A 20,374-nucleotide genomic window follows, 5' to 3' on the forward strand; every position below is an offset into this window, starting at 1 on the left:
AGTTAACTTTCATAATTCGCGAATTTTAAAAGAGATCAAAAACACAAAAATTAATAATGATGAACACAAAAGGCTACCATTTTGAATATGGATAAAAAGAGAGTCATAAAAAACCTATGAAGAAAAATCTATTATTCAAAAAATTATTTCATAGTAGCAGAGAAACTTTTCTGTTACTATTCGTATTTTGCTCGATTCTCAGTAACGGACAATCCGGCCCTGACTTTAACATCCTGGCAGACAAAGCATTTGAGAAATTGTATCAAAATTCGGATGAATGCATCAGCTATACTCAGGGAATACTTGTGAGCGATCAGGACCCGGAGCATAAATTAATCTTACAAAGCATTATTTCCCAAGCCTTTGCAATGAAAGGTGATTATGTACAGTCTGTCAATATTTTCTCTCAAAAAGAAGATTTTGATCAAAAAACAGATATTTCGTACTTCAGACAGGTTTTCAGCGATTATACTCTTGCAGATCAATATCAGAACCTGGGGCTTTATAATCAGTCCAAAACAATTATTGCCCGGCTTTTATCCGATCAGAAACTCCTTACCAGCAATGATCCTGCCTTAAGAATAACCACAGCAAAGCTTTATCAGCTGCAGGCACTGAACTCAGGGATCAGCAGAGATTATCCTACTGCCTTAAAAAACCTTGATAAAAGTAATCAATACATCAACAGCAATAATGAGGAGAATAGGATCATAAAAATGGAGAATAAGATTTTCCGTTCTCTTTATCTGATGAAAGAAAACAAACTGGATGAATGTAAAAATCTTATAGAAAGTATCATTGCTGAGCTTGAAAAACAGAAAAACCAACCTTTTCTTTTAAGCCTTGCCTATGAAAACCTATCCCAGTATTATTTTTTAAAACAGGACTATGCCGCCTCTTCCCAAAAACTGGAAACTGCGCTTTCATTAGTTGAAAATCTTCCTTTTAACAATTTAAAAATTAAAATTTATGAATCATTATCCCGGACTTATTTTGCCCTTCATGATGATGCAAAATACCATCAATATAGCAAACTGCAGAATGATTTAAAAACAATTACAGAGTCCAGTACAAAAGAAGGAATACGCTATATTGTAAAACTGGTGGAAACCAATCAGAATAAAAATATTGAATTTCAAAAACAGATTTATTTCAGATCCTTATGGTATTTGCTGCTATATCTGTTATTGATTATCATCAGCTTATCCATTTACTATTTCATCATTAAAGGCAAAAATACCGATTTAAAAAAGCAATTTGATTTCTTTGTAAAACAGAGCAGCCAAAATCATCAAAGATTATCTTTTATAGAAAAGGTTACGGAAAAAACACCGGAAAAAGATTCAGCCACCCATAAGATATCTAAGGAAAAAGAAGAAGAGATCCTCCAAAAACTTGAAGAGTTTGAGCTATCTGACCGCTATCTGAATAAAAATATGTCGCTGGCCCTGCTTTCTTCCCAGCTGGAAATCAATACAAAGTATCTTTCAGAGGTTATTAACAGCAGAGAAAAAAATTTCAATGGGTATGTTAATAAACTTAGGATCAATCACATTGTTCAGCTGTTGAAAAGTGACCCTGTCTTTTTGAATTATAAAGTGAGCTATCTGGCAGAGTATTCAGGATTTTCATCACACAGTGCATTTACAACTGTTTTCAAATCCGTTACGGGAATGTCCCCTAATGCTTATATTCAGGAAATCATTAAAGGTAAAGCGTTATGAAGGCAATATTAAAAATAAGAACCCTGCTTTTGTTATTCTTTTGTATTTTTTCGAAAGCACAGAACATTTCAGACAGTAGCCTGCTCAGACAAGCCCGTCTCGAAATTTATGATAACCCGGACAATGCCATAAAGATAGGGAAGCTGTTATTAAAAAAGGATTACGACATCAAGACTTCTATAGATATATATATGCTGCTTTCTACGGCCAATATTGCCAAAAGAAACTTTGATGAGTCCTTAAAGTATATTTTGAAAGCCAAAGAACTTTCACAGAAAAGCAATGACACCAAAAGCCAGATAAGTGTTCTGATTGCAGCAGCCATCCAATATCAGCAAATGGAACTGTTCAGCAAAAGTCTTGAAACTTTGGATGAAGCGGATGTGTATCTGGCTAAGATACCCGCCAATAGTTCTGAAAAATATATTGAAACAGCCCGAAGCTATGCTATAAGAGGTATGATCTATAAAAGCCAGTCTAATTCTGAATTTGCTCTGGAAAAATTCCTGATCTCGATACAAAATTTTGAAAAAGTCCCTTTAAAGAAAACAACCTATTCCAACATGAGTGTGGTGTATTATAATATTGGCTACTGTTACCTTAATCTTAATCAGATAGAAAAGGCCCAGCAGGCTTTTTTACAATCTATAGAATATGCCCGGAGAAATCATGCAAAAAGTCTGGAAGCATTTGCCCTGAAAGGGATGGCTGAATTATATAAACAGAAACATGAAAATCTGGATGCACTGAATCTCCTGGTAAAAGCCGAAGACCTTTCTAAAAACACCGGAGACCTTATACTGAATGAAGGGATCTACAAAGAAATGGCTGATAATTATCTGGCTATGGGAAAACAGGATTCTTTTCAGCTGTACAATAAAAAGTTTCTTGAAATGCGTTTTCAGAGAAAACAAAATGAACTGGTTTCTATCAACCACGTGATTGATGATCATAATAAAGAAACTTTGATCAAAAGTGAAAAACTGAAATCGTATTACAACTCTATAAAGATCATCTCTGCCATTACAGGAAGTATTCTTATAGTCCTTCTATTATACTTTATCATAAAGGTCAGAAGGCAGAATAAGACCTTTCAAAAAGAAATACAACAGATTATCCGGGGTTCATAACGGATATATACTAAAAAAGCATTTCAAGGTTGAAATGCTTTTTTAGTATACAATGTTATAAGTTTATTTTCCCATAACTTCCGTAATCGGATTCCCTACATTTCCACTTGGGAACTGGATCTTCAATAGAGAAGAAACGGTAGGGGCAATATCTGTCATATGATATGCCTTGTTGCTTTCTCCCTGCTTCACTCCCCAACCCATAAAGATCAATGGAATGTGTGAATCGTAAGAATTCCATACACTGTGCGTTGTTCCGGTCTTAGAATATGGCGGAAGCATAGAATCGTGAGAGATCAGCTGAATATCTCCACTTCTCTGTCTGTTGATTCCGTTGATGATTCTTTGTTTGATAGGTTCCGGGATGCTTGATTCCTGAACTTTATCTACTGAAACCGCATACAGAACAGTAGGATCTTTCTCAAGTTCTTTTACAGTGAAGTTTCTTACATCATCCAGTTCAAGTTTAGCATCTGCCAATACTTTTCTGTCAAAATAGATCTGATAATTATCGATTGCATTGATCAGTTTATCCGCTCCGAATTTCTCTTTCAGCTTTTGGTTAAGGTTCTTTTCAGCGCCTTCTCCGAAGAAACCTGTCGGTATTTTATGTTCTTTAAGGAATCCTACAGAATGTGCACCACCATGATCAGCAGAAAGGAAGACTGTATACTCGCCTTTTCCTACTTTTGAATCCAGATATTTGAAGAACTCTGCAAGATCCTGGTCTAATCTGATATAAACATCTTCTACTTCAATAGAATTCGGTCCGAATTTATGTCCCGCATAGTCTGTAGAAGCAAGGTTGATGGCCAGGAAGTCTGTAATATTATCTCCCCCCAGTTTTTCACCCTCTACAGAAGCTTCAGCCAACTTTAATGTCAACGTATTTCCGAAAGGTGTATAACGGATGTTATCTTTTTTTGTCTGATAATCCTGAGCTAAATTGCTATAAGGGAATGTAGGTGTTTTTGCGCTTCCCAATAATCCTTCCCAAGGAGAATTGTCCGGAGCACTTTCTGTATACTGGCTGATCGGAAGTAAGGTATTCCAGCCGTTGGCTACTAATTTTTCAGGAAGGTTCTGAGCATTGAAAGATTTTACCCATTGAGGAAGATCGTTCATATACCATGTACTTGTAATGAAGTTCCCGGTACTGTCATCAAACCAGAACGCTCCGTTCGGATTGTGTCCTGCAGGAAGAATAGAGGCACGGTCTTTCAGAGAAACACCAACTACTTTTCCCTGGAAGTTGGTCGCAAGTCTCAACTCGTCAGTGACTGTTGTAGACCAAAGATTTTTCGGAGAGTGGCTTCCGGTTTTTGTATTGGTGGTTCCTACCGGCTGAACGCTTTCATCTGCTGTACAATATACTCCTTTACCTGTTTCTTTGTCTGTCCAATCATTTCCGGCAATTCCGTGAATCGCAGGTACAGATCCTGTATAGATACATGTGTGTCCCAAAGCGGTAATGGTAGGCACATAAGGAATGTGTACGTTATTTAAAGAATATCCGGTATTCAAAAGTCTTTTGAAACCGTCATTTCCATACTTACCATAAAAACGGTATAAATAGTCCCAACGCATCTGGTCTACGACCAGACCTACAACTAATTTCGGTCTTTCCAGTTGGGTATTTCTGTTCTTCTGCGCATTGATTGTAACTACGGACAAAAAAGTAGCTGCCGCAATTGAAATGTTCCTAAGCATCCAAGTAAAATTTTTATTGACCACAAATTTAAGGGTTTTGAAAGTTTTGGAGTGTGAAATTTTATTTAATTTTGATTATTGTACAATTCATCAATCCAATCCATCATGATTTTAGGCGTATACTGGTATTTCAAATTTCCTGAACATTTATATGACTTTAAGTTTTTCAGATTTTTTCCGGGCTATGGAGGTCATGCTGATAATCCTGCCGAGCTGGTGGCAAGAGTTCAGGTTACGGATATAAATGATTGTATAGAAAAGCTGGAAGCACTGAAAACCCGTTTCAAAAATACGTACCTTCACCTTAACATGAATGGAAATCAGCTGATCATCAGTACAGGAGATCATCAGCTTTTTGATTTTCATTTTCAGTTTGCAGAGGAAATAGAGGAACTGCTGATCCGTGAAAATGCCGTTTTATTGAATTCAGATGTTCCTTTCAACATTCAATCCAGTAAAAATTACCTTTCGGAAAGGGAAAGCTATGAAACCATAGAACACCGGTTTATTCAAATGGTAGGTTCAGATTTTAAAAAGAATAATGCTGAAAATTATTCTATCAGAATCGACTGCAATCTTCCCCAAACCGATAAAAAAAGTTTCATCGATGATCTGATTCAGATATGCAGGGAAGAAAACCTCGATGTATTCTTTTATAATGATGCTCTTTTTAAAGACCATTGCAACCTGATGCTCTTTTTTGGTAATGGCAGGCAGGAAAAAGGTGGAATTCAAAAGGTGCAGATCAATTCTTTTGGAAGTAAAGTACGGCATCTCACCGGGAAATATCCTCTCCTTCACTTCGGACACCTTGAAGGTCTTAAATATTATCCGCTCAATGGTCCTCATGTGCAGCTGATGACAGATGAAGACTATATTTTAAACAAACAATAAAAACCAATTCAATATAATGATCAAATTCAAATATGTTATTCTATACGTTGAAGATGTAGAGCAGTCTATGAACTTTTATAAAAATACGTTCGGTTCTGAAATAAAGTTCATTACTCCTGAAAAGGATTATGGAGAACTTATCACTGGCGAAACCAGTCTGGCATTTGCTTCTATAAGTCTTGCCGCCTCCAATATCAAAGAAGGATTTCTGACTTCGAAAGCAGGTGAAAAACCTTTCGGGATAGAACTGGGGTTTGTAACGGATGACGTGGAAGCTTTGGTAGAAAAAGCATTGAAAAACGGTGCTGTTCTGTATGAAAACATTGCAGTAAAGCCTTGGGGACAGAAGACAGCTTACATCAAAGATTTAGACCATTACCTTGTAGAGATTTGTACTGAAGTTCAATAATTTAAAAAAATCATTCTGTGGACGTAAAAAAACTACAAAAACTACTCTATAATCCAAGTCTGAACTGGGGACATAACGGCTATTCAACGGAAAAGATCTATTCTGTTTCATCTATTGAATTTGGAGGTTCTTTTGAGTTTAATTTGAAAGAAAAATCTTTTCCTTACACCAAAGTCTGGGAAACGGATACTGAAGATCTTGAAGACCTCAACGATATTATTGAGAAAGGAAATTCTTTCGGTGCTTTTGTCGGGGATGAACTGGCCGGATGGATCATCGGTGAACACAGAACATGGAATAACAGCTTTTACATCGAAAATATACTGATTGATGAAAAGTACAGAAGACAAGGAATCGGTATCATGCTGATCAAAAGTGCCATCAAAGAAGCCCGAAGATTAAACTGCAGAGTAATTGAACTGGAAACTCAGAACACCAACTACCCTGCTATACAGTTTTACAGAAGAATGGGCTTCAATATTACAGGACTGAATACAAGATTGTATGAAAATCCTGAAGAAATTGCTCTTTTCATGACACTAGACCTGGAATAAAAACATATCCGGGTCTGCTATTTTTATTTAAAAACTTAATACACTAAGTCTTTATCGGCTTACAATAATTACGGATACGACAGTGAATCATCTTCAAAAAGACATAAAGCTCTTCATGGTAAACCGACTCTTAGCCTTTGGATTTTTATTGGCAGGAACTGCTGTTTTTTCTCAAAACGGCAAAGCTGTAATGGAAATCAGCTACGAAACTAAAATGATACGGGATAGCCTGAACCCTCAAAGCTTTAGGCAATATGAAATGATTCTGCTCTGTAATGCCAATGAATCTATTTATTTTAATAATGAAGCAAAGACTTATTATTATACTTTATCCGGTAAGAAAGAAAGTAATGGTGCTGAAATGATCAGAACTTCTTTTGGTGGCATTCCAAAATATCCCAACATCACCTACAGCGCCTACAGATCTGATCATAAGACGACCGCTTTTCTCCCGGTAGGCAAATATATTTTCAGTTTTGAGGAACCTGAGCTGAAATGGGAGATCCTCACTGATACTAAAAAAATACAGAATTATAACTGCCGGCTGGCCAAAACGGTTACCGACACTGGAGATATTTTTTATGCCTGGTATACGGAAGATCTGTCTATTCCTGACGGGCCATTCCGTTTTAAAGGGCTTTCCGGGATGATTCTGGAAGTTTATAATAAGGCTAAAACCATCGAGATCTCTGCCACCAGTATTAAAAAAAGTGATGAAACCATTGCTTCTGTTCCCTATTTGTCTGTAGTAAAGGCAAAAACCAAAAAACAATATCTGGAAGCAAGGAAAAATTTCATAGATACGCCTTCCTTATACAATGGGGATCTCAGGCTATTTGACGGTACAGGAAAGGAAATTACCCACACCATAAAAGAAAATATCAGAAAGATCAACGTCTTTCTTGACTAGCATTTAATCTCTGAATTTCATAAAATTTTATTAAAAAAAATTAAAACACTTGTCAGTGTCTTAATTTTTATATACTTTAGTGACTCAACTCATTAAAACATAATAACCATTAAAATTCAGAGAAATCAAAGAGAAATCAATTGGTATTAATCAGCAATGGTGATACCTGCTACAGAAACCTTAATGGAATCAGTAGTGGTCCCGGAAACAGTAATTTACCTTGCTTCGGACAAAACATTTCTGTAAAGATTGAGAAAAAAGTTGTGGGTGCCGATATATCTAATTTTAGATTATTGCACAGAAGGGCGGTTTTTACCGCTCTTTTTTTGTAAAACAACAAAGAATACTTATTCCTGATTTCTTATTTTAATACCCTAGGAATCACCATAAGGCTTTCATTTCCTGATGCATTGACCGCCTGTACCGCAAAGAAATAATTATCCTTGGAGTAAGGCAATTTAATACCCATCTTTGAAGGGGCTTAATCAGATTGATCCATTCAAACAACAAGAAACATCCATATCATGACATCGCTTTTAGAATACATCCGCTCTCTTACTCCATTTTCTGATGAAAGCTGGGCTTTACTCCAAACGGTTCTTTCAAAAAGAATTTACAGGAAAAATGAGCTGATGCTGAAAGAAGGTGAGATCTGCCATTCTCTGTTTTACATTGATAAAGGGTTTTGTAAAAGTTATTACGAAGTGGATGGAGTGATAAAAAACACAGGTTTTTTCTTTGAAAATGAAGTGGCAACCAATATCAGCAGCTTTGGAAGCGGACAACCTTCTGAATTCAATATAGCTGCCTGTGAGGAAATACATACGCTTATTTTTGACAAAGAAAAATTATTTGCAGCAGCCCGGCAATCACCGGAAATAGAAGCTTTGGGTCGTCACTGTCTTCGTCAGTTTGCCACCAAACAGGAAGAGTTTTCTAACCTATTTAAATTATACACCGCACAGGAAAGACTCGAATATCTTGAAAACAAACATCCGGAAATGATCCAGCGTATTCCACTCTCCCAATTGGCTTCATTCCTTGGAGTAGCCAGAGAAACCTTAAGCAGAATCAGAAAACGAAGAATTTCTCATTAATGGAGATCTTTTAACCTATAAATTAATTAAAACACATGAAAACATTGATTTGGCAGGGAATTGCCTTCCAGTCTCTTGAATATTTCAAGCTAGAAAAGAAAAACGAAAACTATATTGCAGCTTCAAGAATCATAGGCTATTATAATGATTCCATGTACACTACAGACTATCACATTAGCATTGATAAAGACTGGAACACGCTGAGTTTTCTCATTGAATCCGAGGTCAATATGGAAAAACATACGCTTAAAGGAAAAAGAATACAGAATGAATGGGAAATCAACGACCACATCAATCCTGATTTTAAAGACTTTAACTTCATCGATATTTCATTGACTCCATTTACCAATACGTTACCTATCAATAATTTGAAACTTCCTGAAAACGGTTCAGAGGAAATAAAAGTTATTTATATTGATGTCCTGAACAATGTCATAAAACCTGTATCGCAACAATATACGAGAATGACTTCCGACATCTATCATTATGATAATCTTCAGACTGATTTTAAAGCTGATATTGTAGTGGATGAAGACGGTCTGGTGATCAGTTACCCTGAATTATTTGAAAAGATTACTTAATTTTATTAAACTTTATTATCAAGAGATTTGATCTTGAAAGATGATAAAGAAAACTAACACCTTTCATCATAAAAAATGGACAACAGAATTCAAGAAATCAAAGATAAAATAGAAAAACCTGCTACGGAATTTATTACCGGCGGATTCAGACCTCTCAATATCCTGGAAGAATCATGGATCGGACATGTATTTGCCTACGCGGAACATGAGGAAATTCCTTTGGATAAAAATGGTGATCAGATGATGCCTCTTTTACAAATTTATCTTCCCAACCAACCTTTCGTACCGGAACTGATCAAAAATCAAAAGCTGATTACCGTATTTATTTCCCAGGACTTCCCCGAAACGTTTGAGAAAATGGGCGAATACTGGGTCATCAGAGAATATGATCTTTTGGAAGAAATTGTCATCAAGGATCTGAAAAGTTCCGTTTCCTATTTAAAACCATTTCCATTACGTTCTCAATTGTACCCTAACGACGCACCGCTATGGGATGGTGGAGGTATTGAAGACATCGATTATCAAATAGTTTCCGAAATTCTCCAACTTGAAAGAGAAGGACTTTTCGACAGTTATTTCAAAATTATCGACCACTGCTACAGCACAAAATTAGGGGGCTATCCATCATTCTGCCAACCGGGCATCGGATTCAAAGACGGTTTTGGAAAAGGCTTTGAATTTGTTTTCCAGGTATCTTCGGATAATAAAGCTCATTTAAATGTAATCGATAGTGGCAGTTTTATGTTTGCAAAAAACAAAGAAACCGGGGAATGGAGCTTGTATTATGATTTTTATTAAACACTGACCCTTAGAAAATTACGAAATCTCGTTATTATTTGTCTTAATATAATTGTATGAGGTTAGGGATATTTTCAAAGTGATCTTTGTATGGTAAATATGGTATTATTAATAAAAATGCCATACGAAAGGATTCGTGCGGGAGCCTCGTACCAAGTAATAATTAATTTTAAAATTACACTAATTTCTCATACTTCAAAAAAGTATAATAACTGTTAATATATTTATTCTGATAAAAGCAATAACCCCTTACAAATAGTAAAGGCTTGTTGTTATTTTATAGGTACGAGCGTGACGCTCGCACCAGCAGGGGGGAAATACTTCTACTAACAAAGCCACAGATTTGGCAGCTTACAACTTCATTTTTTCATTCTCTTAATGATTTCTTTCAATTCATTATAGGTATATTTTTTCTCTTCCTCAATTATTTTTCCTGTACCATAATCTTCAATGATAACATCATATCTCTGAGTTTTATTATAATCAAAAGTTGATATATATATTAAATTATTTCCCATACGAATACCTATGGCTGTAAGATCTCCATCCCAAAAATCAGCAATTTCATAGTAATGTGGTAATTCTTTACTTAGCCTAGCAAACAATTCGTTTATTTCAGTCTCTTTATTTTCCAATATTTTATATGCTTAATTGTTACTTTAAGAATTGCTACACGAAAGGATTCGTGCGAGGGCAAAGATATATTACTAGACTATTTTTTCCGTCTAATATGCCTAATGTAGAAAAATAAAAATATGGAGATTAAAATTGCAATTATTATTTTAAGATAGGTTTGAACAGGAATTTTGTGACTGCTTCCTAATACCATATATAAATAGAAGACAAAAATTAAAAAAGAAATGGTACAGATAAACTGCAGAATGCCAAGTATAATTTTCATTTATTGATTATTTGTTATTCCCTAAGCTGGTGCGAGCATCTTGATCGTACCAAATAATAATTAATTTTAAAATTACACTAATTTCCCGTACTTCAAAAAAGTACAATAGCTGTTAATATATTTATTCTCATAAAACAACAAACCCTTATAAATAGTAAGGGTTTGTTGTTATTTTATCGGGTACGAGCGTGACGCTCGCACCTGCAGGTGGGACAAAAAGTGTTGTCTTATTTTAAAGCTAAATATTTCACCGTCGGATATAAGTAATAAAACCGACTCCTCAGCTGTTATTATTATATGAAAGCCACCACTTTAGTTCTTCTTTTATTCACCTCTCTGACTTTTGTTTCAGGGCAGGCTAATCGTTCCGAAAGATTCTTCGAAACCTCGGATCATGTCACAATAAAATATAAGGTTTCCGGAAAAGGAGAAGCCTGTATTTATGTTCCGGGAGGGCCCGGGCAAGGGTATTCTTCATTTGAATTGATGGGTGGAAGCAATCTTGAAAAAAATATGCAGATGATCTATATGGACCAGCGGGGTTCCGGAGCATCAGGAAAATCAGAAAATTATCATCTTGAAAAAATGGTTCAGGATATTGAAGAGCTAAGACAGCATTTGAAATTGAAAAAGGTATTTCTGCTTGCTCATTCTTTTGGAGGGATAATTGCTGTCAATTATGCAAAAAAGTATCCTCAGCATACGAAAGGACTCATTCTCACCAATATAACACTGCATTTTCTGAACGATGAATCTATAAAAGAACAGATAGAATATGGAAACAGCCTTCTGCAGAAAGAAAATAAAACCATTCCAAGAGACAGTCTTTCTACTGAGCTTTCAAAAATCAGTAGTGCTCTAAGAAAGAAAAGGATCGGATATAAATTTCTTACTGAAGATATTGAAACCATCAAAGCAATGGATCAAGTAGATTCTCTTCACCCAAGAATTATCGATTTTGGAATGGCAGTGATTTCAAAGCCTAAAGATTTCTTGGAATATTACGCCGATTATGCCCCTATGACAAAAGAAATTCATCTTCCGGTATTAATCATCACCGGAACAATGGATAAAGCCGTGGGAACCCAACATTATAAAACCTTCAGATTTCCCAACCAGAAAGTTATCTCCATTGATGGCGGACATCTTTTGTATTATGAAAAGAATAAAGAATTTGTAAGTGCAATCGACAATTTTGTGAGCAAAATAAAATAGAATCCCCTAAAAAGTTCTCCCCGGACAGCTAGTTTTTTCATCAATTCGATAGAAACATCCAAATTTCGTAATAAATACAGCTCAAACACATTAAGAATAATAGTCAAAAAGACAATTATGCTTATTTAATTTACTATTAAAACACCAATAGTATTTATAAAGTATTAAAGGTTTGAAAACTTTAAATATATTTCAAGAAGTACTCACCACTCAATGATATATTCTGTATATTTATTGCGAAACAAAAACTAATTTCAACATGAAAAAAACAATCACTCTGGCGGCTATTGTCATAGCGGCTTTTTCAAACGCACAAACATGGAATCTGGCAGGAAATGCAGGGACTGATCCCACTGTGAATTTTCTAGGTACTTCAGACGACAAGGATCTGGTAATAAAAACAGCAAATAAAGAAAGAATTCAGATCAATTCTCTGGGAAGGATCGGAATAGGAACAGCTCCTGATCCGAAACGAAACCTTAATTTTTTAGGAAATGCTACATTTGTTTCCAATGAGTCGGCATTGGACGGGTATCATTTTTTCAGTGCCGGCCAAAATAACAACAAAGATACCGACTTAATGTGGCTAAGTTATAATAACTATCAGCCTAATGATGTGGGTATTCTAACGTTATCTGCACCACCCAATCCAGGAAACTGGTCACATCCTGTTTTTTCCGTGAGAGCTAATGGTAAGGTTTTAATTGGGGTAAACTGGAATAATCTTGAACAAACAGGATGTGCAGACTGCAGCAATTATAAACTATTTGTTCGACAGGGGATAAAAACAGAAAAAGTAAAAGTAGAAGTGGCTGCTGAAAATGGCTGGGCAGATTATGTTTTTGAGGACAATTATAAACTTATGGACCTGAAGACCCTGGAAAATTATATTAAAGAAAATAAACATCTTCCGGAAGTTCCCACAACTGCAGAAGCCATTAAAGAAGGCATCGAATTGAAAGAAATGAATATTCTTTTACTGAAAAAAATAGAAGAACTTACCCTTCATGTTATTGATCTCAACAAAAAAGTAGAAACCCTGCAAAATTCAAAATAATGAAAACAAAAAGTTACTTTTTGGGATTTTTATTTTTGAATACATTTTGTTTTTCACAACAAACCAGGTTTTTATATTATGTAGAATTTAAAGATCCTTCCAATAAGCCTCAAGTGGCTGTTGAAGAGAATAAACGGGCAAAGGTTTTATCTTTTAACGATCGTAAATTAGAAGTTGTACAATATGAAGAAGCTTTTTCTGAATTTACTTCTCAAAAGCTAAAAAACACATCGTTAATAGAATTTAAAACGGAAAAAGATTATAATGATTTTATGTCTACTCACCAAAGAGGTATTGTAAAATCTGAGAAAATAGATATCCGTGATGGAGACTTTTTATTGAATCAACCTGGCGCAGAAAGTAAAATTTTCCCGCAGTTTAAAAAGGCTTCTCCTCTTGTATATACCTATACCCCGAATGACTATTATTTAGTACCAGACCCTATCGGACATACCCATTTGGATCTGATCAATGCCCGGGAGGCATGGGACTATTCCAAAGGTGACGGAATCATCGTGGGAATTTCAGATGATGGATTCAGATTAACACATAGAGAATTTCAAAACAAAATCTCAACACTCCCCGGACAAACTGTAGGTAATAATTTGCATGGTACTGCCGTTTCAGGTCTGGCAGGTTCCAATACGGATAATAATTTTGGATCGTCTTCTATAGGTTTCAATAATAAATTATTAGTAACCGACCGTATGGGCTATGGCAGCTGGAACTGGCTGAAACAACTGTCTCAAAACGGAGCCAGAATTATCAATATGAGCTGGTACTCTACATGCAGCTTTACGCAATCGGAACAGGATGCAGTCAATGAAATATACAATAGCGGAACCGTTCTCGTTGCAGCAGCCGGAAATAGTACCTGTGGAAATACTTATGCTCAGGTATTTCCTGCATCATACAAAAACGTTATCGCTGTGAGTGGTGTAGGTCACCTTAATGATCTCAATTCAGCTACCACAACCAACGTTAAAGATGTTCATTATACTGACTATGCCATTCAGAAAAATCGTCTTCAAAATAATGAAGATGTTGATATTGTAGCTCCTGCTTATGATATGCTTGGACTCCCTTATCCCGATTGTGATGATTGTATAGGAATGGCATGGATTGGAACCTCCCTTGCTGCTCCGTTAGTTTCAGGAACTCTGTCTTTATTATTTTCATCCAATAACTGCTTATCTCCTGCAGAGGCTGAAACCATTATAAAACTGACTTCTGCTAATATTGATCATCTTCCTCCTAATCAAATTTTTGCAGGTCTATTAGGAGCCGGCAGATTAGATGCTGGAAAAGCCAATAAGATGGCATGGCAAATGAATTCTCAAAATGGTGGTGAAATCATCATTGAGGACAAAAAATTTAATCGCTGGGATTTTGAACTTCTCAACGCTCCTGAATTCATCAAGATCAGAAATGAGAGTTTTACCCAAAATGCTAATGTCAATTTTAAAGCTAAAAAAGGAATTACTTTGGATGCCGGAACAGTATTAGAACCCGGAACAGGAAAAAGTCATTTTCTGCATGTAGAAAATACAAATACCTGTTCTACATTCTCTCCAGTATCCAAGTCTGTCAATGATAAAGTGTCAAAGGCCAATAATGAGACTTCAAAAATTTCTCAATCTGTAAATAATGATATAAATGTTTATCCTGTACCAGCCAAGGATGTTGTATTCATTAAAACAGATAAAGAATTTAAAAAGGGAATTATTAAAATTTTAGACCTGAATCAAAGACAGATTCTTCAAACGAATGTTACCTCTTCGAATACCCCGATTTCCGTAGATGTTTCATCGCTAGTGAAAGGAGTCTATTTTATTGATATTACCCTTGACAACTCCCACTATAATAAGAAAATTGTGAAGGAGTAAAATTATGTAGTGATAATTTTTATAATTAAAACAGTTTCGGGGGCGGCCTTCGGCCGCCCCCGAAACCAACAAAAAAACAGCATCCTCAGGATGCTGTTTTTACTTATATAAATTCAATGAATTAGAATTTCAAATCTCCATTCACCTCTCTTACTGCATTAGCAGCTTCAGCGAATTTCAATTGCTCTTCAGCTGTTAATGTTACGTTTACGATCTGCTCTACTCCGTTAGCTCCAATGATTGCAGGAACCCCTAGGCAGATGTCGTTCTGACCGTACTCACCTTCAAGCATCAGAGAACAAGGGATCATTTTCTTCTGGTCGCATGCAATTGCCTGAACCATTACAGAAACAGCAGCACCTGGAGCATACCAAGCTGAAGTTCCTAATAATTTTGTAAGGGTAGCCCCTCCTACTTTAGTTTCTTCGATTACATATTTCTGTTGCTCATCGCTTAAGAATTCAGTTACAGGAACACCGTTTCTTGTCGCTTTGCTCAATAATGGAAGCATACCTGTATCACTGTGAGCAGCGATTACCATACCGTCAACATCAGAAATTGGAGCTTCTAATGCTTCAGCCAATCTGTATTTGAATCTTGCAGAGTCTAGTGCACCACCCATTCCGATGATCTTGTGCTTAGGAAGACCTGAAGTTTTGTGTACCAGGTAAGCCATAGTATCCATTGGGTTAGAAACCACGATGATGATTACTTCTGGAGAATGTTTTACTAAGTTTTCAGTAACTTCTTTTACAATACCAGCGTTGATACCGATCAATTCTTCTCTTGTCATTCCAGGTTTTCTTGGAATTCCTGAAGTGATTACGGCTACATGAGAACCTGCAGTTTTGCTGTAATCTCCTGTTGTTCCGGTAATTTTTGTATCAAATCCGTTAAGAGATGCCGTCTGCATCAAATCCATTGCTTTTCCTTCAGCAAACCCTTCTTTAATGTCTACCAAAACTACTTCTGAACAGAAGTTCTTCATTGCGATGTATTCTGCACAGCTTGCTCCTACAGCGCCTGCACCTACTACAGTTACTTTCATATTGTTACTTTTTTTAAAATTATTTTTGTTAGTTAAGTTTAAATTTGAAACTCCCCAAATTTAACAATTCCTGAAAAAATGCGCAATTTTTCAGAAATTTAATTAGGATTAAAAGAAATTAGTTGACGTTCAGTAAAAACGTATACAGTTTTTTCGCTCCGGAAAGCACCTCGTTGTAGTTTTCTTCAGATACTTCAGTATCCAGAACCTCCTTAAAGTTCTTCCACATTGGTCCCGTATTCTCCTGATAACATCCGAAAAAATTAAAGGTTACCTCATCAAATCCCTCCGTTTTGGAAAGCTGTTTCGCAATGACATTTCCACCAAGGGTAGATCCTTCGATCACGTACATTGCTCCCAATGCTTCATGTTCGTTGTCAAACTCAAGATGATGAGAAGCAGTCTGGTTTTCTATAGAAAGACTTTTCAGGTCCTTTTCAATAAGGGAAAGTTTCTTTCTCTCATCAAGCTGAAGTTTTTCTGCATACTTCTCAGAAAGGCTGCTGAAAATTTGATCTTCACTGTGAAGAAGCATCAGATAATTGGTATGAATGATTTTTTTATAATCTTCTAAAGTGAAAGTTTTATTGAAAATCTTTTCAGAATTAAAAAGTTTTTCTGCTGCATCGTGATAGTCTGCCGTGTTTTGCTTAAGATATTCTGATACCATAATAACGTTTTAAAAGTTTCTCAAATGTAAGGCTTTTTGAACGTTAAAATGAAAGAAGTACCATCTTTATTGCTCTCATAATCTACATTTCCACCTATCCTTTTCATGATACGGTGCACAATAGACAATCCCACTCCATTCCCTTTGAATTTCTTGGCATTATCCATCCTGTTGAAGATCTTAAACATCTTATGCTTCTCCTCTTCCGGAATACCGATGCCGTTATCTGAGATACGGTAAATAATAGTTTGTCCGTCTTCTGTTCCTTCAATTTCCACTTTTGGAAGATCCTTGTGAGAAGAATATTTCACAGCATTATTAATGATATTTAAAAATACCTGATGCAGCATTGTTTTGTCTGCCAGTACATCCGGACATTCCCTGATGATGATTTCACTGGCCGGGCTACCATAGGTCATTCTTGCATTTTCAGAGATTTTCTGAATGGTATGCGCCGTTTTCAGGCTTTCAAGCTGTACTTCACTATGTTTGGCGCGGCTGAGCTGCAATACATCCTGCATCATTTCAGCCATATTATCAATTTCTTCAATGATGGTCTTAATCTTGGTTTTACTTTTCTCGGAGTCACCGTTAAGATTCCCCAAAAGCATTTGTGCATTCAGTTTCATCACCGTCAAAGGAGTTCCCAGGTCATGTGAAATAGTGTAAGAAAAACTGTCCAGTTCTTCGTTTACTTTTTTAAGCTCATCATTAAGCCCTTTGATTGCATTGTAATTTTTATGTGAAGTTTCTAAAATCAGATCCCGTACAGCATGCACAGCGCTGATGTTTCTGGAATTCCATCTTTTAGAATGTCCTTTAATGTTTTCTGTAAAAATATGGAAGGAAGTTCTTGGGGAGACGATCTGCTTTTCTTCTCCGTTTTGAGAAAATATCCCCACTTTTTTTTCCGGATTACCCGCCCAGTTGATATGTTCATCAAATTCCTTCCGGAACCAGATCAGCATTTCATTTTTATCCCTTTCAATAAAGTAAATCATGATTCCGGCTGCTTTATCAGACAGATTCAGCACTTCTCCATAATCCTTCAGAAAACTCCGGCTGACATACACAGGATCTTTTGTATTATTCAGGGCCCATGCAGCAATTCGGCTAATACTTTCAGAATCAGGGGTGTTTTCGGCGGTTACAATCCCTTCATCAGAAACAATAGCCAAACCGTCAGCTTCCGGTAAATTTTTAATTTCCGTTTTACTTTCAATAAGAGAATCAAATAAATGATTGTGTTTTAAAAACTCTGTTTTCAGTTGAGATAATTTCTCATTAAGTTCCAGACGATAATTCAGTTCACTTTTTGATTTAAATGAAGAATAAGCATTCGCAGCCAGGGTGGTAAAAATTCCTGCCTGTACCCTGTCCTCAAGGTCAATATGCTTGGGTTCTACATTCTGGCAGGTAACCAGCCCCCAAAGATGATCATCAATAATAATAGAAACACTGAAACTTGAAGCAACTCCTGAATTTTTAAGATACTGCCCATGAATAGGTGACATTCCTCTGGATGCGGAGAAGGTAAGATCAATATTTTCCTTCTTTTTACTTATAATCGGTACATCATCGGCATAAACATTACTGAAGATTCTTTTTCTTTTTTTAAGATAAAGCTCGCGGGCCTGTTTCGGAATATCAGATTCAGGATAGTGAAGGCCCAGGAAACTTTCCATATCCTCATTTTTGCGTTCAGCAATAACTTTTCCGGAACCATCCATCATAAATTTATACACCATCATCCGGTCGTAGTTCACCACCTTCGAAAGCGTTTCCAGAAGATGATTCCAAAGTTCCTGCCCGTTATCAATGATATAAAAATTATCATATTTGTTAGAAATCCTTTTGTCCGGATTGATCACCACGGCTTCAAATTCCAGGAAAATATAGGATTCGCTGCTGAACACAGAAAAATGATACTCTTTATTATCAATAAAGATTTTATCAAAATACGTTTCGTTTTTACGTCTGGTAAACCGGTCCAGAGAAGTGTAGATCTCCGAATCGATAATACTTTGAAAACTCTGTGGAAAGTCGGTAAGTTTCTTCCCGAACAATTCATCTGAACTTTCAATTTTAAATATATCCGAAATATTCCTGCTAAAAAAAGTAATGGTGCGAGACTCCTCATCTATGCCAATCAAATAACCAAAACTTTGTATAGAGCCTGGAATATGGATAGGTTCTTCATGACATTCTACAAAATTCATATATCTCTTCAGTCTATTAACCAAAGATAACGTTTTTTTGAACAGCATTCTATTTTATGGTACTTATTTTAAAACTGTTATCACGGGGTACGAACTGAATGCTATAAAGACTGGTGAGCAGAAAATCGTATTAAATAATTTTCTTTTTTTAGCTCTTTTTGATAGGATATTTCTAAAATTTACAAAAAAAAATCCGATAATCAAATACTTCCTACTTCAACCATGATTCATAACATGAATTGCATATTATCAGTTAAAATAATTATGTTATCTAAACAAATTTCGCTAAATTTATATCACCAAATAATGAATATGAGAAGAATTCCATTGAATTATTCACAATAATTTCAATACAAATTTTAAATTCAAATAATACTATTATGAAAAAGTTCCCATTAATTTTATTTTCTTTGATTCTATCCGTAGGATTATGGAATCCGTCAGAAGCATGTACAAGAGTCGTGTACAAAGGTCCACAGAATAATATCCTCACAGCCCGTTCTATGGACTGGCGTGATGAAATCCCCGCCAACCTCTGGGTATTCCCGAAAGGAATAGACCGGACCGGCCAAACCGGACCAAAATCTGTAAAATGGACCTCTAAGTATGGCAGCCTTATCAGCTCTTCATGGGACATTGCTTCAGCAGATGGAATGAACGAAAAAGGACTGGTTGCCAATCTGCTTTGGCTGGGCGAATCTCAATATCCGAAATTCGACCCTAAAGGAAGTAAAAAAGGACTTGCCATCTCGTTATGGGCACAGTATTATCTTGATAATTTTGCAACAGTAAAAGAAGCTGTGGAGTTTTCCAGAAAAGAACCTTTCGTTGTGGTAAGCGATTATATTCCGGGAACAGAGAGATTCACCACCATTCACCTTTCTATTTCTGATGCTTCAGGAGATAATGCCGTATTTGAATATATCAATGGCAAACTGGTGATCCACCACGACCCTTCTTATACAGTGATGACCAACTCTCCTATCTTCGAAGAACAGCTCGCCCTTAACAATTACTGGAAAGGTATTCCGGGAACTGTTATGCTTCCGGGAACCAACCGCGCTGCAGACCGTTTTGTAAGAGCATCCTACTATATCAATGCGATTCCTCAGACTGCCGATACCCGTACTGCTGTAGCCAGTGTGTTCAGCGTGATCAGAAACTGCTCTGTACCTTATGGCATCTCTTCGGCAACAGAACCTAATATTTCTTCCACAAGATGGCGTTCTGTTTCAGACCAGAAAAACCTTGTTTATTATTTTGAAACAGTTTTTACCCCCAATACATTCTGGGTTGATCTTAAAGATTTTGATCTGAGCCCTAAAGGAAAGGTCATGAAACTGGATCTGAGTAACAACCGCACCTATAACGGTAAATCAAACGCAGATTTTAAAGAATCCGCACCGTTCACATTCTTAGGATTGAACTAAATATTTTTCAACGATACAGACCGTACAACTTAATTCATATCATCTGCATTCTGCACATGAACAGATTGAGTACACTGAATGATCATTGAAATTGAATACATAAACATTCCCCTCTTCCGGAGGGATGTCAAATCAAAAATT

18 protein-coding genes are annotated in these 20,374 nt (G+C 36.2%); 13 read left to right on the top strand and 5 right to left on the bottom strand.

The genetic code is table 11. The features are described 5' to 3' along the window. The first annotated feature begins 116 nt into the window (after nt 1–116). Both AC106K_RS10640 and AC106K_RS10645 read left to right on the top strand, forming a co-directional pair. The gene (locus tag AC106K_RS10640) at nt 117–1,724 is read left to right on the top strand and encodes a helix-turn-helix domain-containing protein (protein WP_482445183.1); all 1,608 of its coding nucleotides are present in this window, start codon (nt 117–119) and stop codon (nt 1,722–1,724) included. After that, the gene (locus tag AC106K_RS10645) at nt 1,721–2,854 is read left to right on the top strand and encodes a tetratricopeptide repeat protein (protein WP_482445185.1); all 1,134 of its coding nucleotides are present in this window, start codon (nt 1,721–1,723) and stop codon (nt 2,852–2,854) included. The genes AC106K_RS10640 and AC106K_RS10645 overlap by 4 nt, the downstream gene beginning before the upstream one ends. A gap of 63 nt (nt 2,855–2,917) precedes the next feature. Here AC106K_RS10645 and pafA read toward each other — a convergent pair whose 3' ends face one another. After that, on the bottom strand, nt 2,918–4,564 hold the full coding sequence (gene pafA / locus AC106K_RS10650; RefSeq protein ID WP_482445187.1) for an alkaline phosphatase PafA: 1,647 nt from the start codon (nt 4,562–4,564) through the stop codon (nt 2,918–2,920). Nucleotides 4,565–4,669: 105 nt separating this feature from the next. Here pafA and AC106K_RS10655 point away from each other — a divergent pair, with 105 nt between their 5' ends. The 7 genes from AC106K_RS10655 (at nt 4,670) to AC106K_RS10685 (ending at nt 9,807) form a co-directional block, all read left to right on the top strand. Further along, nucleotides 4,670–5,458 (top strand): hypothetical protein, encoded by a 789-nt coding sequence (locus AC106K_RS10655; RefSeq protein ID WP_482445189.1) that lies wholly within the window; start codon nt 4,670–4,672, stop codon nt 5,456–5,458. Nucleotides 5,459–5,474: 16 nt separating this feature from the next. Beyond that, the gene (locus AC106K_RS10660) at nt 5,475–5,867 is read left to right on the top strand and encodes a VOC family protein (RefSeq protein ID WP_482445191.1); all 393 of its coding nucleotides are present in this window, start codon (nt 5,475–5,477) and stop codon (nt 5,865–5,867) included. A 17-nt stretch (nt 5,868–5,884) separates the two neighbouring features. Next, nucleotides 5,885–6,421: a GNAT family N-acetyltransferase gene (locus tag AC106K_RS10665; RefSeq protein ID WP_482445193.1), complete on the top strand. Its 537-nt coding sequence runs from the start codon at nt 5,885–5,887 to the stop codon at nt 6,419–6,421. A gap of 115 nt (nt 6,422–6,536) precedes the next feature. Beyond that, the gene (locus AC106K_RS10670; RefSeq protein WP_482445195.1) at nt 6,537–7,331 is read left to right on the top strand and encodes a GLPGLI family protein; all 795 of its coding nucleotides are present in this window, start codon (nt 6,537–6,539) and stop codon (nt 7,329–7,331) included. Between the two features lie 524 nt (nt 7,332–7,855). Then, nucleotides 7,856–8,428: a Crp/Fnr family transcriptional regulator gene (locus AC106K_RS10675; protein WP_482445197.1), complete on the top strand. Its 573-nt coding sequence runs from the start codon at nt 7,856–7,858 to the stop codon at nt 8,426–8,428. A 35-nt stretch (nt 8,429–8,463) separates the two neighbouring features. Further along, nucleotides 8,464–9,009 carry a putative glycolipid-binding domain-containing protein gene (locus AC106K_RS10680; protein ID WP_482445199.1) on the top strand — a complete coding sequence of 182 codons (546 nt, stop codon included), beginning with the start codon at nt 8,464–8,466 and terminating at the stop codon, nt 9,007–9,009. A gap of 75 nt (nt 9,010–9,084) precedes the next feature. Next, entirely contained in the window at nt 9,085–9,807 is a 723-nt protein-coding gene (locus AC106K_RS10685; protein WP_482445201.1) for a YwqG family protein, read from the top strand. A gap of 359 nt (nt 9,808–10,166) precedes the next feature. Here the strand turns inward: AC106K_RS10685 and AC106K_RS10690 are convergent, their stop codons facing one another. Continuing rightward, nucleotides 10,167–10,442, bottom strand: coding sequence for a hypothetical protein (locus AC106K_RS10690; RefSeq protein WP_482445202.1), 276 nt, complete (start codon nt 10,440–10,442; stop codon nt 10,167–10,169). 563 nt (nt 10,443–11,005) lie between these two features. Here AC106K_RS10690 and AC106K_RS10695 point away from each other — a divergent pair. The 3 genes from AC106K_RS10695 (at nt 11,006) to AC106K_RS10705 (ending at nt 14,866) form a co-directional block, all read left to right on the top strand. Further along, a complete protein-coding gene (locus AC106K_RS10695) occupies nt 11,006–11,923 on the top strand; it encodes an alpha/beta fold hydrolase (protein ID WP_482445203.1) in 918 nt (305 codons plus the stop codon). A gap of 259 nt (nt 11,924–12,182) precedes the next feature. Next, nucleotides 12,183–12,980, top strand: coding sequence for a hypothetical protein (locus AC106K_RS10700; RefSeq protein ID WP_482445205.1), 798 nt, complete (start codon nt 12,183–12,185; stop codon nt 12,978–12,980). Next, nucleotides 12,980–14,866 (top strand): S8 family peptidase, encoded by a 1,887-nt coding sequence (locus tag AC106K_RS10705; RefSeq protein WP_482445207.1) that lies wholly within the window; start codon nt 12,980–12,982, stop codon nt 14,864–14,866. Before AC106K_RS10700 ends, AC106K_RS10705 begins: the two co-directional genes overlap by 1 nt. 121 nt (nt 14,867–14,987) lie before the next feature. Here the strand turns inward: AC106K_RS10705 and AC106K_RS10710 are convergent, their stop codons facing one another. The 3 genes from AC106K_RS10710 to AC106K_RS10720 all read right to left on the bottom strand — a co-directional run bounded on the left by AC106K_RS10710 (nt 14,988) and on the right by AC106K_RS10720 (nt 18,803). Next, on the bottom strand, nt 14,988–15,914 hold the full coding sequence (locus AC106K_RS10710; RefSeq protein WP_047097309.1) for a malate dehydrogenase: 927 nt from the start codon (nt 15,912–15,914) through the stop codon (nt 14,988–14,990). Nucleotides 15,915–16,032: 118 nt separating this feature from the next. Beyond that, complete coding sequence (locus AC106K_RS10715) at nt 16,033–16,584, bottom strand: biliverdin-producing heme oxygenase (RefSeq protein WP_482445209.1); 552 nt, start codon at nt 16,582–16,584, stop codon at nt 16,033–16,035. Between the two features lie 20 nt (nt 16,585–16,604). Further along, a complete protein-coding gene (locus AC106K_RS10720; RefSeq protein ID WP_482445210.1) occupies nt 16,605–18,803 on the bottom strand; it encodes an ATP-binding protein in 2,199 nt (732 codons plus the stop codon). A gap of 380 nt (nt 18,804–19,183) precedes the next feature. On the opposite strand from AC106K_RS10720, the gene AC106K_RS10725 reads away from it, so the two are divergent. Beyond that, nucleotides 19,184–20,233, top strand: a complete 1,050-nt coding sequence (locus AC106K_RS10725; RefSeq protein WP_482445212.1) for a linear amide C-N hydrolase — start codon at nt 19,184–19,186, stop codon at nt 20,231–20,233. The last annotated feature ends 141 nt before the right edge of the window (nt 20,234–20,374 follow it).

The sequence above is a fragment of the Chryseobacterium sp. FR048 genome (assembly GCF_056844665.1).

What these genes read in the sequence shown, in the direction of transcription:
- AC106K_RS10680 (WP_482445199.1), top strand. Translation starts at nt 8,464, where the DNA reads ATGAAAACATTGATTTGGCAGGGAATTGCCTTCCAGTCTCTTGAATAT.
- AC106K_RS10645 (WP_482445185.1), top strand. Translation starts at nt 1,721, where the DNA reads ATGAAGGCAATATTAAAAATAAGAACCCTGCTTTTGTTATTCTTTTGT.
- AC106K_RS10725 (WP_482445212.1), top strand. Translation starts at nt 19,184, where the DNA reads ATGAAAAAGTTCCCATTAATTTTATTTTCTTTGATTCTATCCGTAGGA.
- AC106K_RS10675 (WP_482445197.1), top strand. Translation starts at nt 7,856, where the DNA reads ATGACATCGCTTTTAGAATACATCCGCTCTCTTACTCCATTTTCTGAT.
- AC106K_RS10700 (WP_482445205.1), top strand. Translation starts at nt 12,183, where the DNA reads ATGAAAAAAACAATCACTCTGGCGGCTATTGTCATAGCGGCTTTTTCA.
- AC106K_RS10655 (WP_482445189.1), top strand. Translation starts at nt 4,670, where the DNA reads ATGATTTTAGGCGTATACTGGTATTTCAAATTTCCTGAACATTTATAT.
- AC106K_RS10685 (WP_482445201.1), top strand. Translation starts at nt 9,085, where the DNA reads ATGGACAACAGAATTCAAGAAATCAAAGATAAAATAGAAAAACCTGCT.
- AC106K_RS10660 (WP_482445191.1), top strand. Translation starts at nt 5,475, where the DNA reads ATGATCAAATTCAAATATGTTATTCTATACGTTGAAGATGTAGAGCAG.
- pafA (WP_482445187.1), bottom strand. Translation starts at nt 4,564, where the DNA reads ATGCTTAGGAACATTTCAATTGCGGCAGCTACTTTTTTGTCCGTAGTT.
- AC106K_RS10705 (WP_482445207.1), top strand. Translation starts at nt 12,980, where the DNA reads ATGAAAACAAAAAGTTACTTTTTGGGATTTTTATTTTTGAATACATTT.
- AC106K_RS10640 (WP_482445183.1), top strand. Translation starts at nt 117, where the DNA reads ATGAAGAAAAATCTATTATTCAAAAAATTATTTCATAGTAGCAGAGAA.
- AC106K_RS10715 (WP_482445209.1), bottom strand. Translation starts at nt 16,584, where the DNA reads ATGGTATCAGAATATCTTAAGCAAAACACGGCAGACTATCACGATGCA.
- AC106K_RS10670 (WP_482445195.1), top strand. Translation starts at nt 6,537, where the DNA reads ATGGTAAACCGACTCTTAGCCTTTGGATTTTTATTGGCAGGAACTGCT.
- AC106K_RS10695 (WP_482445203.1), top strand. Translation starts at nt 11,006, where the DNA reads ATGAAAGCCACCACTTTAGTTCTTCTTTTATTCACCTCTCTGACTTTT.
- AC106K_RS10710 (WP_047097309.1), bottom strand. Translation starts at nt 15,914, where the DNA reads ATGAAAGTAACTGTAGTAGGTGCAGGCGCTGTAGGAGCAAGCTGTGCA.
- AC106K_RS10720 (WP_482445210.1), bottom strand. Translation starts at nt 18,803, where the DNA reads ATGAATTTTGTAGAATGTCATGAAGAACCTATCCATATTCCAGGCTCT.